The 18,112-nt window shown below is 41.1% G+C and carries 19 protein-coding genes and 1 tRNA gene; 19 read left to right on the top strand and 1 reads right to left on the bottom strand.

What is annotated here, in order from left to right:
- Positions 1–97 precede the first annotated feature (97 nt).
- The 8 genes from CS060_RS12605 to uvrC all read left to right on the top strand — a co-directional run bounded on the left by CS060_RS12605 (position 98) and on the right by uvrC (position 9,082).
- Positions 98–1,042 (top strand): NAD-dependent epimerase/dehydratase family protein, encoded by a 945-nt coding sequence (locus tag CS060_RS12605; protein WP_035047030.1) that lies wholly within the window; start codon positions 98–100, stop codon positions 1,040–1,042.
- Positions 1,032–1,949: a lysylphosphatidylglycerol synthase transmembrane domain-containing protein gene (locus CS060_RS12600; RefSeq protein WP_035047028.1), complete on the top strand. Its 918-nt coding sequence runs from the start codon at positions 1,032–1,034 to the stop codon at positions 1,947–1,949. The genes CS060_RS12605 and CS060_RS12600 overlap by 11 nt, the downstream gene beginning before the upstream one ends.
- Positions 1,946–3,385 (top strand): alkaline phosphatase family protein, encoded by a 1,440-nt coding sequence (locus CS060_RS12595; protein WP_099669021.1) that lies wholly within the window; start codon positions 1,946–1,948, stop codon positions 3,383–3,385. Before CS060_RS12600 ends, CS060_RS12595 begins: the two co-directional genes overlap by 4 nt.
- A complete protein-coding gene (locus CS060_RS12590) occupies positions 3,385–4,107 on the top strand; it encodes a glycosyltransferase family 2 protein (protein ID WP_035049264.1) in 723 nt (240 codons plus the stop codon). Before CS060_RS12595 ends, CS060_RS12590 begins: the two co-directional genes overlap by 1 nt.
- 76 nt (positions 4,108–4,183) lie before the next feature.
- Positions 4,184–4,930, top strand: coding sequence for an adenine nucleotide alpha hydrolase family protein (locus tag CS060_RS12585; RefSeq protein ID WP_035049262.1), 747 nt, complete (start codon positions 4,184–4,186; stop codon positions 4,928–4,930).
- Positions 4,931–4,948: 18 nt separating this feature from the next.
- The gene (locus tag CS060_RS12580) at positions 4,949–5,863 is read left to right on the top strand and encodes an FTR1 family iron permease (RefSeq protein ID WP_099669020.1); all 915 of its coding nucleotides are present in this window, start codon (positions 4,949–4,951) and stop codon (positions 5,861–5,863) included.
- Positions 5,864–5,907: 44 nt separating this feature from the next.
- The gene (locus tag CS060_RS12575) at positions 5,908–7,308 is read left to right on the top strand and encodes a hypothetical protein (RefSeq protein WP_035049258.1); all 1,401 of its coding nucleotides are present in this window, start codon (positions 5,908–5,910) and stop codon (positions 7,306–7,308) included.
- A complete protein-coding gene (gene uvrC / locus CS060_RS12570; protein WP_099669019.1) occupies positions 7,301–9,082 on the top strand; it encodes an excinuclease ABC subunit UvrC in 1,782 nt (593 codons plus the stop codon). The genes CS060_RS12575 and uvrC overlap by 8 nt, the downstream gene beginning before the upstream one ends.
- 10 nt (positions 9,083–9,092) lie before the next feature.
- On the opposite strand, the gene CS060_RS12565 is transcribed toward uvrC, so the two are convergent.
- Positions 9,093–9,524, bottom strand: coding sequence for a YslB family protein (locus tag CS060_RS12565; RefSeq protein WP_082180301.1), 432 nt, complete (start codon positions 9,522–9,524; stop codon positions 9,093–9,095).
- 286 nt (positions 9,525–9,810) lie between these two features.
- On the opposite strand from CS060_RS12565, the gene CS060_RS12560 reads away from it, so the two are divergent.
- From CS060_RS12560 to CS060_RS12510, 11 genes are all read left to right on the top strand, one after another.
- Positions 9,811–10,419 carry a succinate dehydrogenase cytochrome b558 subunit gene (locus CS060_RS12560; protein ID WP_006320322.1) on the top strand — a complete coding sequence of 203 codons (609 nt, stop codon included), beginning with the start codon at positions 9,811–9,813 and terminating at the stop codon, positions 10,417–10,419.
- Positions 10,420–10,442: 23 nt separating this feature from the next.
- Positions 10,443–12,203: a succinate dehydrogenase flavoprotein subunit gene (gene sdhA, locus CS060_RS12555; RefSeq protein WP_035049252.1), complete on the top strand. Its 1,761-nt coding sequence runs from the start codon at positions 10,443–10,445 to the stop codon at positions 12,201–12,203.
- The gene (sdhB, locus tag CS060_RS12550; protein WP_003396476.1) at positions 12,200–12,961 is read left to right on the top strand and encodes a succinate dehydrogenase iron-sulfur subunit; all 762 of its coding nucleotides are present in this window, start codon (positions 12,200–12,202) and stop codon (positions 12,959–12,961) included. The genes sdhA and sdhB overlap by 4 nt, the downstream gene beginning before the upstream one ends.
- Before the next feature lie 80 nt (positions 12,962–13,041).
- The gene (locus CS060_RS12545; protein WP_035049250.1) at positions 13,042–13,491 is read left to right on the top strand and encodes an acyl-CoA thioesterase; all 450 of its coding nucleotides are present in this window, start codon (positions 13,042–13,044) and stop codon (positions 13,489–13,491) included.
- A gap of 80 nt (positions 13,492–13,571) precedes the next feature.
- Complete coding sequence (locus CS060_RS12540) at positions 13,572–13,787, top strand: helix-turn-helix domain-containing protein (protein ID WP_032100525.1); 216 nt, start codon at positions 13,572–13,574, stop codon at positions 13,785–13,787.
- A gap of 109 nt (positions 13,788–13,896) precedes the next feature.
- Positions 13,897–14,694 carry a glutamate racemase gene (gene racE / locus CS060_RS12535; protein ID WP_035049248.1) on the top strand — a complete coding sequence of 266 codons (798 nt, stop codon included), beginning with the start codon at positions 13,897–13,899 and terminating at the stop codon, positions 14,692–14,694.
- Between the two features lie 91 nt (positions 14,695–14,785).
- Positions 14,786–15,832: a GerMN domain-containing protein gene (locus tag CS060_RS12530; protein ID WP_035049246.1), complete on the top strand. Its 1,047-nt coding sequence runs from the start codon at positions 14,786–14,788 to the stop codon at positions 15,830–15,832.
- Positions 15,833–15,925: 93 nt separating this feature from the next.
- On the top strand, positions 15,926–16,693 hold the full coding sequence (gene rph, locus CS060_RS12525) for a ribonuclease PH (protein ID WP_035049244.1): 768 nt from the start codon (positions 15,926–15,928) through the stop codon (positions 16,691–16,693).
- Positions 16,690–17,301: an XTP/dITP diphosphatase gene (locus CS060_RS12520; RefSeq protein ID WP_035049241.1), complete on the top strand. Its 612-nt coding sequence runs from the start codon at positions 16,690–16,692 to the stop codon at positions 17,299–17,301. The genes rph and CS060_RS12520 overlap by 4 nt, the downstream gene beginning before the upstream one ends.
- Positions 17,298–17,810 (top strand): metallophosphoesterase family protein, encoded by a 513-nt coding sequence (locus CS060_RS12515; protein ID WP_035049239.1) that lies wholly within the window; start codon positions 17,298–17,300, stop codon positions 17,808–17,810. Before CS060_RS12520 ends, CS060_RS12515 begins: the two co-directional genes overlap by 4 nt.
- 91 nt (positions 17,811–17,901) lie before the next feature.
- Positions 17,902–17,975 (top strand) — tRNA-Arg (locus CS060_RS12510).
- The last annotated feature ends 137 nt before the right edge of the window (positions 17,976–18,112 follow it).

The following is an 18,112-nucleotide window of genomic DNA, read 5'->3' as shown; positions in this document are numbered from 1 at the left end:
ACCGTACGTACGGTGGTGTGAGAGGACGGAGGTTAATCACCTCCTCCTACTCGATTGATACAATAGTAGGGCGATGAACGATGAAGGAGTTATACAAATGGCAAAAGTATGTATCACAGGTGGAGCAGGATTTATTGGTAGTCATCTAGGAAAAGAATTGCTTAAACTTGGGCATGAGCTTGTTGTTATCGATAATTTCCATCCATATTATTCAACGTGCCGGAAACAACGCCAGCTCCAACAAATAGAGAATGTCGGCTTTTTTCATTTTTACAATGTAGATATTCTTCGAATGGATTTGTTGAAACAAATTTTCTTCCATCATCGACCGGATGTTGTATTCCATTTAGCTGCGCTACCAGGTGTGCAGCCATCGTTATCGGAGCCATTAGCATACATTGATTACGATGTGAAAGCGACAGTAAACGTATTACAAGCAGCAGGGGAAGTAGGAGTTCAGCACGTGCTATTCGCCTCTTCTTCGTCTGTGTATGGTGACCGAGCGTTTCAACCATTAAAAGAAGAAATGGCAAACGGTCAAGTGATTTCTCCGTATGCAGCGGCGAAATATAGTGCCGAATCGTTTTGCCACGCATATGCGCACATATATGGCTATACGATGACAATTTTTCGCTATTTTACAGTATATGGGCCGTGGGGACGTCCGGATATGGCGATGAGTAAGTTTATTCGTCAGTTGTTGCGTGATGAGCCGATTACCGTTTACGGCGATCATACGGCACGCGATTATACGTATATTGATGACATTGTTGATGGAATGATTCGAGCACTAGAACGACAAGAAAGTGATGTATTTAACCTTGGGGCTGGTCAGCCTGTGACGATGAAGCAATTGCTTGCGGAGTTGCGTACTCATTTTCCACACATGCGTGTTCATTACGAATCGACTCGCCTCGGTGATGTTGTTGCTACATGGGCTGATATTACAAAAGCGAAAGAAAAAATCGGGTACGAACCGCGCATATCGTTGCGGGAAGGATTGGCAAAGACGATTGAATGGGCGAAGCAATATGAAAACTAAACAAATAAAGATTTTAATGCGACTCATTAGCTTGATAAGTATTGTAGCGTTTATATGGATGACGATTCATCATTTCGATGCACGACTGTTGTTTGATCTTATGCACAGGCTTGTTTCGCAACCGTGGCATGCGAGTTATATGCTTATTATGTATGGGCTCGCCTTTGTGTTACGTGCGATCGCATGGAAATGGTATTTGCCCCACGCCCATTTCCAAACGTGTGTCGATGGATTATTTGCTAGTTTATTCATAAATCACATATTTCCAATTAAAATCGGTGATGTCGCTCGCGTTGGCATATGTGCAAAACAAAATCGCATTCCATTTTCGATTGTTGCCGAGTCGGTTATTGTATTGCGTCTTTTGGATTTGGTTGTTTTATTTTTGTTTGCTTTTTTAGGAGCGATTGTTTATATGCACATGATTATCCGTTCCGCCATGATTTTCCCCCTCATGTTTGGTGGAATCGTTGTTTTGTTTTTCGTCCTTCGACGTATCGATTTGTTATGGTTACAAAAACATAAACAACATTGGAACATGATATGGAAGAGCCGTCGCTTTGTGTTAATTGTTGTTGCTATTGTGTTCAGTTGGATATGTGAAGCCGTCGTTTTGTTTGAAATGGCGAAAATGGTTGCTTTTCCACTTTCATTTGCTCAATCGTTATGGGTAAATAGTATGACCGTTGGAGGACAAATATTTCAAATGACTCCAGGAGGGTTAGCTACGTATGAAGCCGTTATGGCATTTGCGCTAACGCGCATTCATTCGTATTGGGAACAAGCATATGCTCTTGCGCTAGCAACCCATTTATTTAAATTTTTATTTTCCTATGTTGTTGGGCTATACGTATGGTGGCGCATCCCGACATTATGGACATTCGTTCGAAAGGAGGACGTAGCGTGAAAAAAGCATCGAAATTTGAAAAAATCGCGGCAAGGTGCTGGAATTTATTAAATGAAGGAAAGCCGTTTACCCCTATTTTTGTTATCGGGACGATGATTGTTTTCCATTTATTTGATGGCATCACGTTGGAAGAAATAAAGCGATTAGGGAGTAGCTTATTGTTAACGATCCCTCTTTTCGTTTTGTACTATGTATATGACTATCCGTTATTTTTACGCAACTATTTGTGGATTCCGTATATCATTTTTTTGATGATTTGGTCGTTCGTACCGACGAGTTTACTTTTACTTGCTGTTAGTCTTTACTTCTTTTTTACCGTTTTCTTTTGGGGAACATTATACTATCATTTACGTATTGGAACGACATGGTTGAATTTTACTCGTTTTTGGAAACTTGTGCTAAAAAATAGCGATTCAACGAGCGGGAATGCACAGGAACAATTGCCAAAAGTATTACTCCTTCTTTCTGTATGGGAATACGGAGTACAACATGATGTACATACTCCGCCATTTATTGCTTTTTACGCATTTGTTTTTGTATGGTCGTTTATTTTACATCGTTATTTATTTGATTGGAAACCAAAAATGATCGATCATTATACAAATAACGTGCCGCCAAATAAGAAACCGTTAAGCGATCGCGTCATCGTGCTCGTTGTTGACGGAATGAGAAAAGATCGTTTTGAACAAGCAAAAGCTCCGTTTTTAAAGTCGCTTCGTGCCAATGGAACCGATTTTACACAAATGGAAACGGTATATCCTGCTCGGACGGTCGTTTGTTTTACGTCGATGCTTACAGGAACGTATCCGTTTGAGCACGGCATTCGTTCAAATATGGTATGGAAGCTAGGTATTCGAGTAGAAAGTATTTTTGATTCTCTCCGAAAAATAGAAAAAAAGGGAAAAGTTCTCGGTATCGCTCATCTTGTCGATTCCCTAGGAAATGATGTCGAAACGGTTACAGCTGTCATGCATAACGATGTGGCAGATCGTAACATTATGGAGCGTGCAAAACAAATCATGATGGAACAAGACTTACATTTATTTGTCGTTCAATTTATTGGAACGGATCAAACAGGCCATAGCCGCGGTGTACATTATGATGAGTATGTAGAAAAAATTGAAGAAGTTGATCAACTGATTCAACAATTTGTCGAATGGTTACACGAACAAGGAAAAATGGACAATACGACGTTAATCGTTTGCGCGGATCATGGACAAGCGGACGGAATTGGTGGACATGGTCATTTAGATGAGGGAGAGCGATACGTTCCATTTTTCATGTACGGTCCAATGATTGAAAAAGGAAAGCGTATTGACGAAAAACATAGCCTTGTTTCTCTTGCTCCAACGATCGCTTATTTGTTAGGAGCTCCATATCCAAGTCATAGCCGTGGCCCTGTGTTAGTCGAAGCGCTAAAGAAAGAGGGAAAATGATGAAAGTCGTTGTATTTTTGCCTGCGCATAATGAAGAGGAAGCAATTGGGAAAGTCATTCGTCGTATTCCAAGACATATTCATCCGAATATAGAAGTGTACGTCCTTGTTGTCGACGATGGATCAACGGATCGTACTGTTGATGCAGCGAAACAAGCGGGAGCAGATTTCATTTATCAACACGAACGAAATCGTGGATTAGGAGCAGCTGTACGTACAGGTTTACAACAATGTGTTAAACTCGGTGCAGACATCGGTGTCATGATTGATGCTGATAATGAATATCCGCCAGAGCAAATTCCTGATCTCATTATGCCTATTTTACGTGGAGAAGCAGATTATACAATGGGATCCCGTTTTTTAGGGACGATTCACGGAATGAAGTGGCATCGGCGAATTGGAAACTATATGTTTACGTTGCTTCAGTCGCTTTTATTAAAAACATGGATTTACGACGGTCAATCAGGGATGCGCGCATTTTCGCGTCAAGCGATGGAAGAAGCAGAAATTATTCACGATTACAACTACGCTCAAGTATTGACATTAAATTTAGTACGCAAAGGATTTCGGTTAAAAGAAATCCCGATTGTATATCAAGTAAGAACGACGGGACAATCATTTATTAAATTTACTGCTTACCTGAAACATGTTATTCCGGCTATCGCGAAAGAAATGTGCCGTCCAGTAAAACGGAAACATATGCGCTCTATTCAGCAACGCTAGAGAGTGATTCTCTAGCATTTTTTCTTGACAATAATTATGATAATTATTATCATTATCATCGAAGGAGGAGATCGGAGTGAAAAAGTTTTTATTTTTTTGTTTGTCAATGATATTAATTTTCACTTCAGCCCCTATGTCTTCGTTTGCTTACTCATACGGTGATCCGAACGAAGAAGCGGTTGCTGAAGCGTATAAAGAGATGGTCGCGAAAGCGCAAGAGAAAAAGTTTGATGAAGTGAGAGCTATTTACGAAACGGTGCAAAAAGAAATCGATATGCATATGGGGCCTGAACCGTCTGCCATCATTTTAGAGGCGATTGAAAATAAAGATGTAGATACGATCGTTTCAGCGATGCAAAAAGTGCTTGTGTTAAACGTTGCGCGCCGTTTGGAAAATGTAGAAAAGAATTTCGATAACTATGATACGAGCAAACGTTTATTGGCAAAAGCATTTGCTACATATAAAGCACTCTCTCCAATCGTGCAACAAAAAGATGCGGAGATAGATGAAAAATTAAAGCAACAGTTTGATGCTGCCCTTCAATCGCTCGGAAATCCTGGGTTGTTTGGAGTAGGGAAAAAAGAGTCAAACATCAATCAATTTAAAGAAAGCAAAAAAACTATTTTACAAGCGTTGCAAGATCAATTTGAATTAGAAAATATTGAAACAGGTCATTTTACAGAGGAAGATTTAGATCGATTAGCAGCAGCAAAAAAGAAGGAATGGACAGATTTGTCCGATATGAAAAACTGGATTCCGATCATTGTGATTGTAGGAGTTATTATTGCCGTTGTAGTGTATGCGATAAGAAAGCGGAAGTAAAGAAAGGGGTCGTGTAGGATGGAAGTTCAAGCACTGCTCATTACGTTTCGTGAAGCGTTAGAAGCGCTATTAATTGTAGGCATTATTACATCGTATTTGAAGCGCATTGATCAATCACGTTATGTGAAATATATTTGGCTCGGCGCAGGATTAGCTGTGTTTGCAAGCGCGATCGTCGCATTATTATTCCAAGTGGTGCTAACCGGCTTTTCAACGATGGCGAGCGAAATGTACTTAAAGGTAAGCATTATTTTTATATCTTCCATCTTACTGACGCAAATGGTTTTTTGGATGGCGGAACATAGTAAAGATATAAAAAGTAGTATGGAAGGAAAAATGAGCAAATACGTGTCTAAAGGCGACGTATTTGGCATGGTGATGCATTCGTTTTTAGTTGTACTGCGCGAAGGAGTAGAGACGGTCTTTTTCTTCGCTGCCATTACAGGTGGAAACATCGGAGCGGCAGTACAAGGATGGGGTGCCATTACTGGTTTAACGATCGCTGCTATTGTCAGTTACATGTTCTTTAAAGGAACGATGCGTGTACCATTAAAAACGTTTTTTAAAGTGACAGGTGCATTTATTATTTTGATTGCAGCTGGATTGCTTGTGCAAGGTGTTTCAATGTTGCAAGATTTAAAAATTATCGGTAGCGTGATGCCGCATGTTTACGATATTACATGGTTTATGCCGGAACATCCGATTGATCATGAACATTTCGTGCGTGATACAGGTCAAGAGCCTATTCTCTCTGGGGATGTTGGCATTTTCCTTAAGGCGTTATTCGGTTACTCATCGATGCCGTCACTCGAGGAAGTATTAGCATATATTGGTTATTTCGTCGTCATTTATTTACTTGTGAAAACACGTTATAGTGCAAAAGAAGAAAAAAACGAAAAAAATGAGAAGGTGCTTGAACAACAAGTGATGTAAAGTACAAGGGGAACCTTGTACTTTTTTGCTTAGGAGGGTTTATTGTGCGAATCGTTTCAATTATTGCGCTAGTGGTTGTGTATATATCATATTTCGTCTATGCTAGTCCGTTTGCGGCAACGTGGGATGAAGTGGATTTTGCCCTCGCACTTGAGCGATATGATTTGCTTGCGATGCAGCCGCATTTCCCGGGATATCCGTACTTTATTTTTGGAGGTATGCTCATTCATTCGTTTATCGACAATCCTGCTAAGGCACTAGCCGTTTGGAACGGATTACTTATGATGAGTGCGACGATTCCTATTTATTTGCTTGCAAAAACGTTTGTGGAAAAAAAGTACGCATGGGTCGTTACTGCACTTGTTCAATCGCTTAGTTATGTCATGCTTATCGTGTCGCAACCGATGTCGGAAGGAAGCGCACTCGCTATTTTATGGTGGTATGTATGGAGTTTACAACGTGCGCTTCACTCGGATCGTGTCGATGTGCAATTGCTCCCGTTATGGTTGTTTAGCGTTATGCTTGGTATTCGCTTATCGTACATTCCTTTTGGGATTGGTATTTTATATGTTTGGTGGAAGCGAGCATATCGCCCGAAGAAACTTCTGCTATACAGTTTCGGAGCGGTTGCTTTTCAATTTATTTGGATTATGGCAGTAGCTACAACAGAGGGGGAAGGGTTTTGGCAGTTAGCCCTTTCATTTACAACAGGTCATTTTACAAAATGGGGAGGAACAGTTTCAACGGATGAAACGTCATTTTTGCAGAGGGTATGTATCCTTGTTTTTTATAATATCATTTGGACGGGTATAGCAAAGCAGTCAATATGGCTACTAAGTTGCTTTGTTGTTTTGTTGACTATGACATGGAAACGAATAACATTGCCATCTTTATATCGTCTGCTTTTATTGACATATTTTTTATGGGCATTGTTTGCTCAAAATATTGAAAAGCCAAGACATATATTGCCGATTGTCGTCATTGTTTCATTTTTTTTATTCGTGAGTGTGCTTCGTTCGTTATCACGTTTTCGGTTGATTGTTATGCTTGTTTTACTCCTATCACAAACGATTATCGGCATACAAGGGATCAAGCATCAAGCGACACGGTTGCCAGCGACGTATCAGTTGGCGTATGATTTTGAACAGAAAGAAAAGCCTTTTATTATATTTACGTGGGAAGAGACGCGTGTTTTTGAATATTTACGTGTTGCGTTTCCGCATGCGCGCGTGTTTTCATTTGACGTTTTCCAGCGTGAAAAAGCGGCATTTCCACATGCAAAAGTGTATGTTACTGATCATGTGGTCAAAGGGTTTCAAGCGCAAGGAATAAATGTTCGTCCGTATATTCACCAAGTTCGAACGTATGAGTCGAGCTTGTTGTCTGATCCTATATATGGGCGTATTACTGTATATGAATGGCGGGAGGAAGGAGAACGTGAATGAGCGATTAAAAGAAAAATTAGCGATCTTGCCCGATCAACCGGGATGTTATTTAATGAAAGATGCCCACGGGACAGTCATTTATGTTGGGAAAGCAAAGGTGCTGAAAAATCGTGTCCGTTCTTATTTTACGGGTACACATGACGGAAAAACGCTTCGGTTAGTCAATGAAATTGCTGATTTTGAATATATTGTGACGTCCTCGGATTTAGAAGCACTCATTTTAGAAATGAATTTAATTAAAAAATACGATCCGAAATATAACGTCATGTTAAAAGATGACAAAAGTTATCCGTTTATTAAAATTACTGGAGAAACACATCCACGTCTGATCATCACTCGAACGGTGAAAAAAGATAAAGGGAAATATTTTGGTCCGTACCCAAACGCCCAAGCAGCTCATGAAACGAAAAAATTGCTCGATCGTTTATATCCGTTAAGAAAATGTGAGAAGATGCCGAAAAAAGTTTGTTTATATTATCATATGGGACAATGTTTAGGACCGTGTGAATATCACGTATCGGAAGAAGAAAATAAACAAATTGTTGAACAAATTACGCGCTTTTTAAACGGCGGCTATAAAGAAGTCAAAGAGACATTGACAGAAAAGATGATGGAAGCAGCGGAACAGTTACAGTTTGAGCGGGCGAAAGAATACCGCGACCAAATTTCGTATATCGAAACATTAATGGAAAAACAAAAAATGATTTTACACGATTTCGTTGACCGCGACATTTTCGGATATGCGTACGATAAAGGATGGATGTGCGTACAAGTATTTTTTATTCGACAAGGGAAGCTCATCGAACGAAACGTGTCGATGTTTCCGTTATATCAAGAGCCAGAGGAAGAGTTTTTAACGTTTTTAGGGCAGTTTTACAGTAAAGAGTATCATTTAAAGCCGCGTGAGGTTGTATTGCCGCGCGACATTGATGGCGAGATGGCAATGAATCTGCTGCAAGTGAACGTTACACAGCCGAAAAGCGGGAAAAAGAAAGAGCTCGTTGATTTAGCATGTAAAAACGCACAAATTGCTTTACGAGAAAAATTCTTTTTAATTGAACGTGATGAAGAACGGACGATTCGTGCGGTTGAACGATTAGGAGAAGCAATGGGAATTCAAACTCCCCATCGTATCGAGGCGTTTGACAATTCCAATATTCAAGGGGCGGACGCTGTCGCTGCAATGATCGTATTTATTGACGGAAAACCAGAAAAAAAAGAATATCGTAAATATAAAATAAAAACAGTGCAAGGAGCGGACGATTACGATTCGATGCGGGAAGTGATTCGACGACGATATACGCGCGTATTGCGCGAACGTCTGCCACTTCCTCAATTAATCATTGTCGACGGTGGAAAAGGTCAAATACAAGCCGCCAAAGAAGTGTTAGAATGCGAACTCGGGTTGTCGACTCCCGTTGCTGGTTTAGTGAAAGATGATAAACATCGCACATCACATTTATTGTTCGGCGATCCGCCAAGCGTCATTTCGTTAGAAAAAAATAGTCAAGAGTTTTATTTGTTGCAGCGTATTCAAGAAGAAGTGCATCGCTTTGCGATTACATTTCATCGTCAAGTTCGTTCAAAATCTACGTTTCATTCCATTCTCGATCAAATTCCGGGAGTTGGTGCAAAAAGAAAACAAGCGCTATTGCAACATTTTGGATCGATAAAAAAAATGAAAGAAGCAACGGTTGAACAGCTACAAGAAGCAAACGTTCCAAAACATGTCGCCCAAAAAATTTACGAAGCGCTTCAAACGTACGAAAGCTGACCATCGTCGGTCAGCTTTCATCTTTGCGATCCCATTTGACAGTGAACAAAACGATTTTGGCCCGTCGTTTTTGTTGTTCAAACGCTTCCGTCACATATCCTTTTTGTTGTTCGAACTGTTGAGCAAGAAAGCCTGCTTCCAGTTGAAACGTGCAATCCCCACCATAATCGAACCGCATCGCGACGAGCGGTCCTTCTAATCGAAGTTCACATTGATCTTTTTTCTCTTCAAGCAGCGATAAATTTCCCCAACCCGCTTGTTCAAAAAAAGCGATGACATCATCGATTGTAGCTAGCGGGTATTTTCTCGCTAAATCTTTTCCTGCCCAATACAAAATAAATGGCGTTTCTTTTCCGAACAAATTTGGCAACAATTCTTGCCGAAATAAAAAGTCGCTAAAAGCAGAAATGTTTATTTGTTTCCACTGTTCATGCCCGCTCACGTTCAATTCCCCTCTCTATTTTTTCATTATAGCGCACAACAACATGAAAAACAGTATTGACTTTTCTTTTATTTCGGACTTCACTAGAAGTATAGTTGTTTTAAAATTTTAAATGATTGAACATTTCGTGAACACCTTTTCTTGACGCTCCTACATTCTGGGAGTACAATGAATGTGACAATGATCAATGGAAATGGAAGTGTTTACACTTCTATTGTTCATTGTCTAGTAGATGCGGATGGGAGCTCATAGAAAAGGAAGATGACAATTTCAAGGGGGGTTATGTATGGCACAAAATCGAGAGTTTTTTTATCGTCGACTCCATTCATTGCTCGGAGTCATTCCAGTCGGGCTGTTTTTAACGCAGCATTTAGTTGTTAACCATTTTGCAACAAGAGGAGCAGACGCATTTAACAAGGCGGCCGCTTTTATGGAGCAGCTACCGTTTCGTTACTTTTTAGAAATTTTCGTTATTTTTCTTCCGCTATTATTCCATGCCATCTATGGGCTATATATCGCATTTACGGCACAAAACAATGTCAGTCGTTACGGATATTTTCGTAACTGGATGTTTATGTTGCAACGCTTAACGGGGATTATTACGCTCATTTTTGTCGTCTGGCACGTATGGGAAACGCGCGTTCAAGCTGCGTTTGGTGCAGAGGTAAACTATGACATGATGGCGAACATCGTTGCCAACCCGTTTATGCTTGCATTTTATATTGTCGGGATCGTTTCTGCAGTATTTCATTTTGCGAATGGGCTATGGTCGTTTTTCGTTAGCTGGGGTATTACAGTGACTCCTCGTTCACAACAAATTTCTACATACGTGACAATGGGGATTTTTGTCGCGCTTTCGATTGTTGGTATACGCGCGATTTTAGCATTCGTTTAATCCACAAGAAGGAGTGAGGAGACATGAGTAAAGGAAAAATCATTGTCGTTGGTGGAGGTCTTGCCGGCTTAATGGCAACCATTAAAATTGCCGAAGCGGGTGTAAAAGTAGATTTATTTTCATTAGTTCCCGTGAAACGGTCTCACTCTGTTTGTGCACAAGGTGGCATTAACGGTGCGGTCAACACAAAAGGGGAAGGAGACTCTCCGTGGGAGCACTTCGATGATACAGTATACGGCGGGGACTTTTTGGCGGATCAACCTCCGGTAAAAGCGATGTGTGAAGCTGCCCCTGGCATTATTCATTTGCTTGATCGCATGGGTGTCATGTTCAACCGTACGCCAGAGGGATTGCTTGACTTCCGGCGCTTTGGTGGAACGCAGCATCACCGTACTGCATACGCAGGGGCAACGACAGGACAACAGCTTCTTTACGCGCTTGATGAACAAGTGCGCCGTCACGAAGTCGCTGGTTTAGTGACAAAATATGAAGGTTGGGAGTTTTTAGGTGCTGTTTTAGATGATGAGCAAGTATGTCGCGGAATTGTCGCGCAAAACTTGACAACGATGGAGATTAAAGCATTCCCAGCAGATGCGGTCATCATGGCAACAGGCGGTCCGGGGATTATTTTCGGGAAGTCAACAAACTCTATCATTAATACAGGTTCAGCAGCATCGATCGTATATCAACAAGGTGCGTATTATGCAAACGGAGAGTTTATCCAAATTCATCCGACAGCTATTCCGGGCGATGATAAGCTTCGTTTAATGAGTGAATCAGCGCGTGGAGAAGGTGGGCGAGTTTGGACGTATAAAGACGGAAAACCGTGGTATTTCTTAGAAGAAAAATATCCGGCTTACGGAAACCTCGTTCCACGCGATATTGCGACGCGTGAAATTTTCCATGTGTGTGTCGACTTAAAGCTCGGTATTAACGGCGAAAACATGGTTTATTTAGATTTATCGCATAAAGATCCGAAAGAGCTTGATATTAAGTTAGGTGGCATTATTGAAATTTATGAAAAGTTCATGGGTGAAGATCCGAGAAAAGTACCGATGAAAATATTCCCAGCTGTCCACTATTCAATGGGTGGATTATGGGTTGATTATGATCAAATGACAAACATTAAAGGATTGTTTGCGGCAGGCGAGTGCGACTATTCGATGCACGGCGCTAACCGTCTCGGTGCGAACTCGTTATTATCTGCGATTTATGGTGGAATGGTAGCTGGTCCAAAAGCAGTTGAATATATGAAAGGGCTTGAAAAATCAGCAGATGCAATGCCTTCTTCTTTATACGATCGTTATTTAAAACAAGAACAAGAAAAATGGGCGCAAATTATGGCGATGGACGGCACAGAAAACGCCTACGTCTTGCATAAAGAGCTTGGTGAATGGATGACAGATAACGTCACGGTCGTTCGTTATAATGATAAACTATTAAAAACAGATGAAAAAATTCAAGAATTGCTTGAGCGTTATAAGAACATTAACATTAACGATACAGCGAAATGGAGCAACCAAGGTGCATCGTTTACACGTCAGCTTTACAACATGTTGCAACTTGCTCGCGTCATTACGCTTGGTGCTTACAATCGTAACGAAAGCCGTGGAGCGCATTATAAGCCAGAGTTTCCTGAGCGAAATGATGAAGAGTGGTTAAAAACAACGATGGCAAGCTTTACACCGGATGGTCCATCGTTCCATTATCGTGAAGTAGATACGTCACTTATTAAGCCGCGCAAACGCGACTACACGAAAAAGAAAGGGGAAGTGAAATCATGAGCGAAAATAAAACGATTCGGATTATCGTCACAAGACAAGACCGTCCGGATACAGCCCCTTATGAAGAAGAGTTTGTCATTCCGTATCGTCCGAATATGAATATTATTTCGGCGCTCATGGAAATTCGGCGCAATCCGGTCAATGCGAAAGGGGAAAAAACGACACCTGTTGCTTGGGAAATGAACTGTTTAGAAGAAGTGTGTGGCGCTTGCTCAATGGTCATTAACGGCAAGCCACGCCAATCGTGTACCGCACTGATCGATCAACTCGAGCAACCGATTCGTTTGGAGCCGATGCGCACATTCCCTGTTATTCGCGATTTGCAAGTGGATCGTAGTCGCATGTTTGATTCGTTGAAAAAAGTAAAAGCGTGGATCCCAATCGATGGAACGTACGATTTAGGTCCAGGACCGCGCATGCCAGAGCGCAAACGGCAATGGGCATATGAGTTATCAAAATGTATGACGTGCGGTGTATGTTTAGAAGCTTGTCCAAATGTTAATAGTAAATCGAACTTTATCGGTCCAGCACCGCTTTCACAAGTACGTTTATTTAACGCGCATCCAACAGGGGCGATGCATAAAGCGGAGCGCCTTGAAGCGATTATGGGTGACGGTGGATTAGCAAACTGCGGAAATTCACAAAACTGTGTGCAATCTTGTCCGAAAGGCATTCCGCTTACAACATCGATTGCGGCATTGAACCGTGCAGCAACGATTCAAATGTTCCGCAATTTCTTCGGTAGCGATGAAGTGTAACAACAAGGTCGGCTCTTCAAGAGTCGGCCTTACGTTTCATATATGATGCTAGATCGCTTTTGTACAGGGGGAGAGGGAAAGTGAAAATATCTTATATTGATGACATAAAAGAATGGGAGCAACGTTTTTCTTTTTTTCATCCGGTGCGTGTTCGTTTTTCAGAAACGGATATGTTTGGTCATTTAAACAATACGGTACCTTTTGTATATTTTGAAGAAGCGCGTATCGCATTTTTCGAACATCTCGGTTTTATGAACGATTGGTTAGGAAAAGACCATGATGCGATTCCAGTCGTTGCGAATTTACAATGCGATTTTTTACAACAAGTATATTTTGGTGAACAGCTACAGATCGGTGTCAAAGTTGCACACATCGGCAACTCTTCTGTTGATTTGCATTACGTTGGAAAAAAGCAAAATGGAGCAATTGCGTTTACAGGACGTGGGACGATGGTCCAAATGTCAAAAACGACAGGAAAAGGAGTGGCGTGGCACGATGAGGCACGAGCGCGATTAATAGAAAATATGTAACCGTTAACGCCCTTCTTGCATACGATATGTTGACTAAATATATACCCATCCGTTTCGGTCTGGTAAAAGCAAGGAGGGTTATTCACTTGAATCAGAAGCCGCTGCTCACAAAAAGAGAACGAGAAGTATTCGAACTGTTGCTGCAAGACAAGACAACGAAAGAGATTGCTAGTGAACTATTCATTAGCGAAAAAACAGTTCGCAACCACATTTCGAATGCGATGCAAAAGCTTGGAGTAAAGGGGCGCTCACAAGCTGTCGTTGAATTGCTTCGAATGGGGGAACTTGAACTATAAAGAGAACCGGCTCGCCTTTTCGTTTTAGGCAGCCGGTTTTCTATTGATTTGATGTGTGTTATAATGAAAAATGTTTTGTCATACATCAACAAAGAATGAGGCGAATACATTGGAAAGACCAATTGGAGTAATTGATTCAGGTGTTGGTGGATTAACAGTTGCAAGGGAAATTATGCGCCAGCTACCAAAAGAACAAATTGTCTATTTAGGAGATACGGCACGTTGTCCATACGGACCGAGACCACGAGAAGAAATTCGGCAGTTTACGTGGGAAATGACGAACTATTTACTCGGTTATGATATGAAAATGCTTGTCATTGCATGTAATACTGCCACAGCTGTCGCTTTAGAAGAAATTCGTGATACGCTCAACATTCCAGTGATCGGTGTCGTCCATCCTGGTGCACGCACCGCGTTAAAAATTACAAAAAACTATCATATCGGTGTTATCGGAACAATCGGAACGGTGAAAAGCGGTGCTTACGAACAAGCATTAAAATCGATCAATAGCGACGTGAAAGTAGAAAGTTTAGCTTGTCCAAAGTTTGTCCCTTTAGTGGAAAGCGGACAATTTGAAGGAGAAGAAGCAAAACAAATTGTTGCTGAGTCTCTTGAACCATTAAAAGACCGACCGATTGATACGCTTATTTTAGGATGTACGCATTATCCACTTTTAAGCCCACTCATTCAACAATACATGGGAGAGCATGTGAAGCTCATTTGTTCTGGTGATGAAACAGCGCGCGAAGTGAGCACGATTTTGCATCATAGCGATTTGCTTTATACGGGAGATAAACGTCGCGAGCATATATTTTTTACTACTGGACCGAAAGAAACGTTTCAACAAATTGCGTCCAAATGGTTCGGTCATCCTATTGAACATGTCGAAACGATTCAATTATCTTAAAATCCTTCGCATTCGCTGAAGGATTTTTTTGTTCTATTTTTTGGGACGGCTCGTATACATAGTAGTACAAACCGTATGAGGAGGGGAGTCCATGCGTCGCGTATGGGTTATTGCCACAATGTTTATATTTATTCTTTCAGGATGTGGGCTGTTTGGAGGTGAAAAAGCAACGAAAGAAATTGATCCGCCAAAAGATGTAACGTATGTACAAGATGAGCAAGCATTGCAAGAAAAAGAAACAGCAGAAAAAGAAAAAGCGACCGAAACAGTGCAACGTGAATTGTATTTAATTGATAAAAACGGCTTTGTCGTTCCACAAACGTTTGCGTTACCAAAAACAAATGCAGCCGCAAAACAAGTACTTGAATATTTAGTAGAAAACGGACCAATTTCAGAGTTGCTTCCGAACGGATTTCGTGCTGTGCTTCCGGCAGATACGCAAGTGTTGAGCGTCAATTTAAAACAAGACGGCACACTTGTCATCGATTTTTCAAAAGAGTTTGCGAACTATCGCCCAGAAGATGAAAAACGTATTTTACAAGCAATCACATGGACAGTGACACAATTTGATAATGTGAAGCGGGTGAAAATTCGTATGAACGGTCATGATCAAAGCGTCATGCCGGTTAACGGAACACCAATTAGTGATGAATTAAGCAGGGACGATGGAATTAACATTGAAACAAACGGTGTTGTTGATATTACGAATACACATCCTGTCATCGTTTACTTTTTAGCGCAAGATGGGAAACAAACATATTATGTACCGGTAACAAGACGCGTACCGAATAGCGAACAGGATGAATTAGCTGCAGTTGTAAATGAGCTAATTAAAGGGCCAAGTTATGGCTCTGGATTGTTAAGTGATTTTCAAGCAGATGCCAAATTGTTAGAAGCGCCAAAATATGAAAATGGAAAAGTGACGTTAAATTTTAACGAAGCGATTTACGGCAGCGTGGAGAAAAATGTCGTGTCTAGGCATGTGCTCAATTGTTTAGTTTTGTCTTTAACAGAACAGCCGGGAGTAGAGAGTGTCGCCATTACGGTCAACGGAAAAGCAGAATTGGTCGATGAAGGTGGAAAACCGTTATCAGAACCTGTCACAAGACCGCAAAATGTGAACACAGGTAGTTTTTGAAACCAATTTTTTGCTATACTATATAAAGATTCATTGTCGAGAGGCAGTATTCCTGCCTCTTATTTCGTGAACATATATTGAGGAGGATTTTGTGTGAGAGTAGATGGTAGAACAAATGACGAACTTCGTCCTGTACATATTGAACCGAACTATTTAAAACATCCGGAAGGGTCTGTGCTTATTTCGATTGGCGATACGAGAGTCATTTGTACAGCAAGCATCGAAGATAAAGTTCCACCGTTTATGCGTGGAGGTGGAAAAGGGTGGATTACCGCAGAATATGCGATGATTCCTCGTGCGACAGAGCAACGAAATATTCGCGAAGCAAGTAAAGGGAAGTTGTCAGGAAGAACGATGGAAATTCAACGATTAATTGGTCGTGTGCTCCGCTCTGTTGTTGATTTACAAAAATTAGGGGAAAAAACAATTTGGATCGATTGCGATGTCATTCAAGCGGACGGTGGAACGCGTACAGCATCAATTACGGGGGCGTTTGTTGCCATGGCATTGGCGCTCGGAAAAATGGTTGAAGAGAAAAAATTATCATCTATCCCAATCACGGATTTTTTAGCAGCTACATCTGTCGGAATTGATGAAGAACATGGCATCATTTTAGATTTAAACTATATTGAAGATTCAAAAGCACAAGTCGATATGAACATTGTGATGACAGGATCGGGACGATTTGTTGAAATTCAAGGAACAGGGGAAGAAGCCACGTTTTCATATGAGCAATTGCTCGATTTATTAACGGTTGCTGAAAAAGGTATTCATGAGCTTATTGTCCTTCAAAAAGAAGCGCTTGGTCCGATCGCTGAACAGATTATGCAACATCGTTCGGAAGGGGAGAAGATGAAGTGAAGCGAATGATCATTGCCACAAAAAATAAAGGGAAATTCATAGAGTTTCAGCAGTTGTTTGCAAAAAAAGGAATTGAACTTTTCTCCCTTCTTGACTATGATGACATACCAGATGTTGAAGAAACGGGAACGACGTTTGCAGAAAACGCGATATTAAAAGCAAAGACGATTGCGAACATATTTCATGAAATGGTCATTGCAGATGACTCAGGATTAATCGTTGATGCGTTAGACGGTGAGCCGGGCGTATACTCGGCTCGTTACGCCGGCGAAGGAAAAAATGATCAAGCAAACATTGAAAAAGTGCTTAAAAAACTGCAAGGCGTGCCTTTTGAACACCGAACAGCTCGTTTTCATTGTACGCTCGCTGTTGCCAAACCAAACGGAGAAGTGACGACAGTAGATGGCGTATGTGAAGGATATATAACAGAAGAACCGATAGGTGAAAACGGTTTTGGATACGATCCGATTTTTTTCGTTCCTGAAAAACAACGAACGATGGCCCAATTGACAAAAGAGGAGAAAAATGAAATCAGCCATCGGGCAAAAGCGTTACAACATCTTTTGACCATATGGGACAAGCTGTTTGAAAAGGGGAATGAGTCGTGAATGTATTAATTTTAAGCGATAGCCACGGATTAACAAACGAATTACAAACGATCGTTTCACGTCATAAACAACATGTCGATGCAATCATTCATTGCGGTGACTCGGAGTTGACGAGCGATCATGAAGCGTTGCAACATATGCTTGTTGTGCGAGGAAATTGCGACCATGAACGTCGTTTTCCAACCGATCTTGTTGAAGATGTGAACGGTGTTCGCTTTTTCATTACACATGGTCATTTGTACAACGTCAAAATGACGCTCATGAACCTATATTATAAAGCAAAAGAAGTCGGGGCACGCATCGTTTGCTTCGGTCATTCGCACATCGCAGGATGCGAACAAATCGATGACGTCCTTTTCATCAATCCAGGAAGCATTTATTTGCCGCGCATGCGCCGTGAAAAAACATACGCCATGCTTCACGTAGATGAAAAAAATACAACCGTACATTTTTACAACATCGATGGCCAACTGCTTCATGATTTGACAACGACATACACAACACAATAGGGGCAAGAAAATTGTATCGCCCCTATTGACTTTTTTTATAAACATCATTACAATAACAATTGTCCAAACCACAATGATATGTCTTTGATGTGTCCCAGTAGCTCAGCTGGATAGAGCAACGGCCTTCTAAGCCGTCGGTCGGGAGTTCGAATCTCTCCTGGGACGTAAAAAATCCTCTTGCATAAGCAAGAGGATTTTTATTTTGCCCATCCTACATTGCCCAGCTGGATAGAGCACGTCTGATTCACCCGAGTTCGACAGTTTGAGGGGCATTTTAGGCAAATGAAAATGACCGAAATGCT

Origin of the sequence: Anoxybacillus flavithermus, assembly GCF_002742685.1 — a bacterium.
Taxonomy (GTDB): domain Bacteria; phylum Bacillota; class Bacilli; order Bacillales; family Anoxybacillaceae; genus Anoxybacillus; species Anoxybacillus flavithermus_E.
Note: the sequence above shows the minus strand (reverse complement) of the source record. Positions and strands in the feature narration are given on the sequence as shown.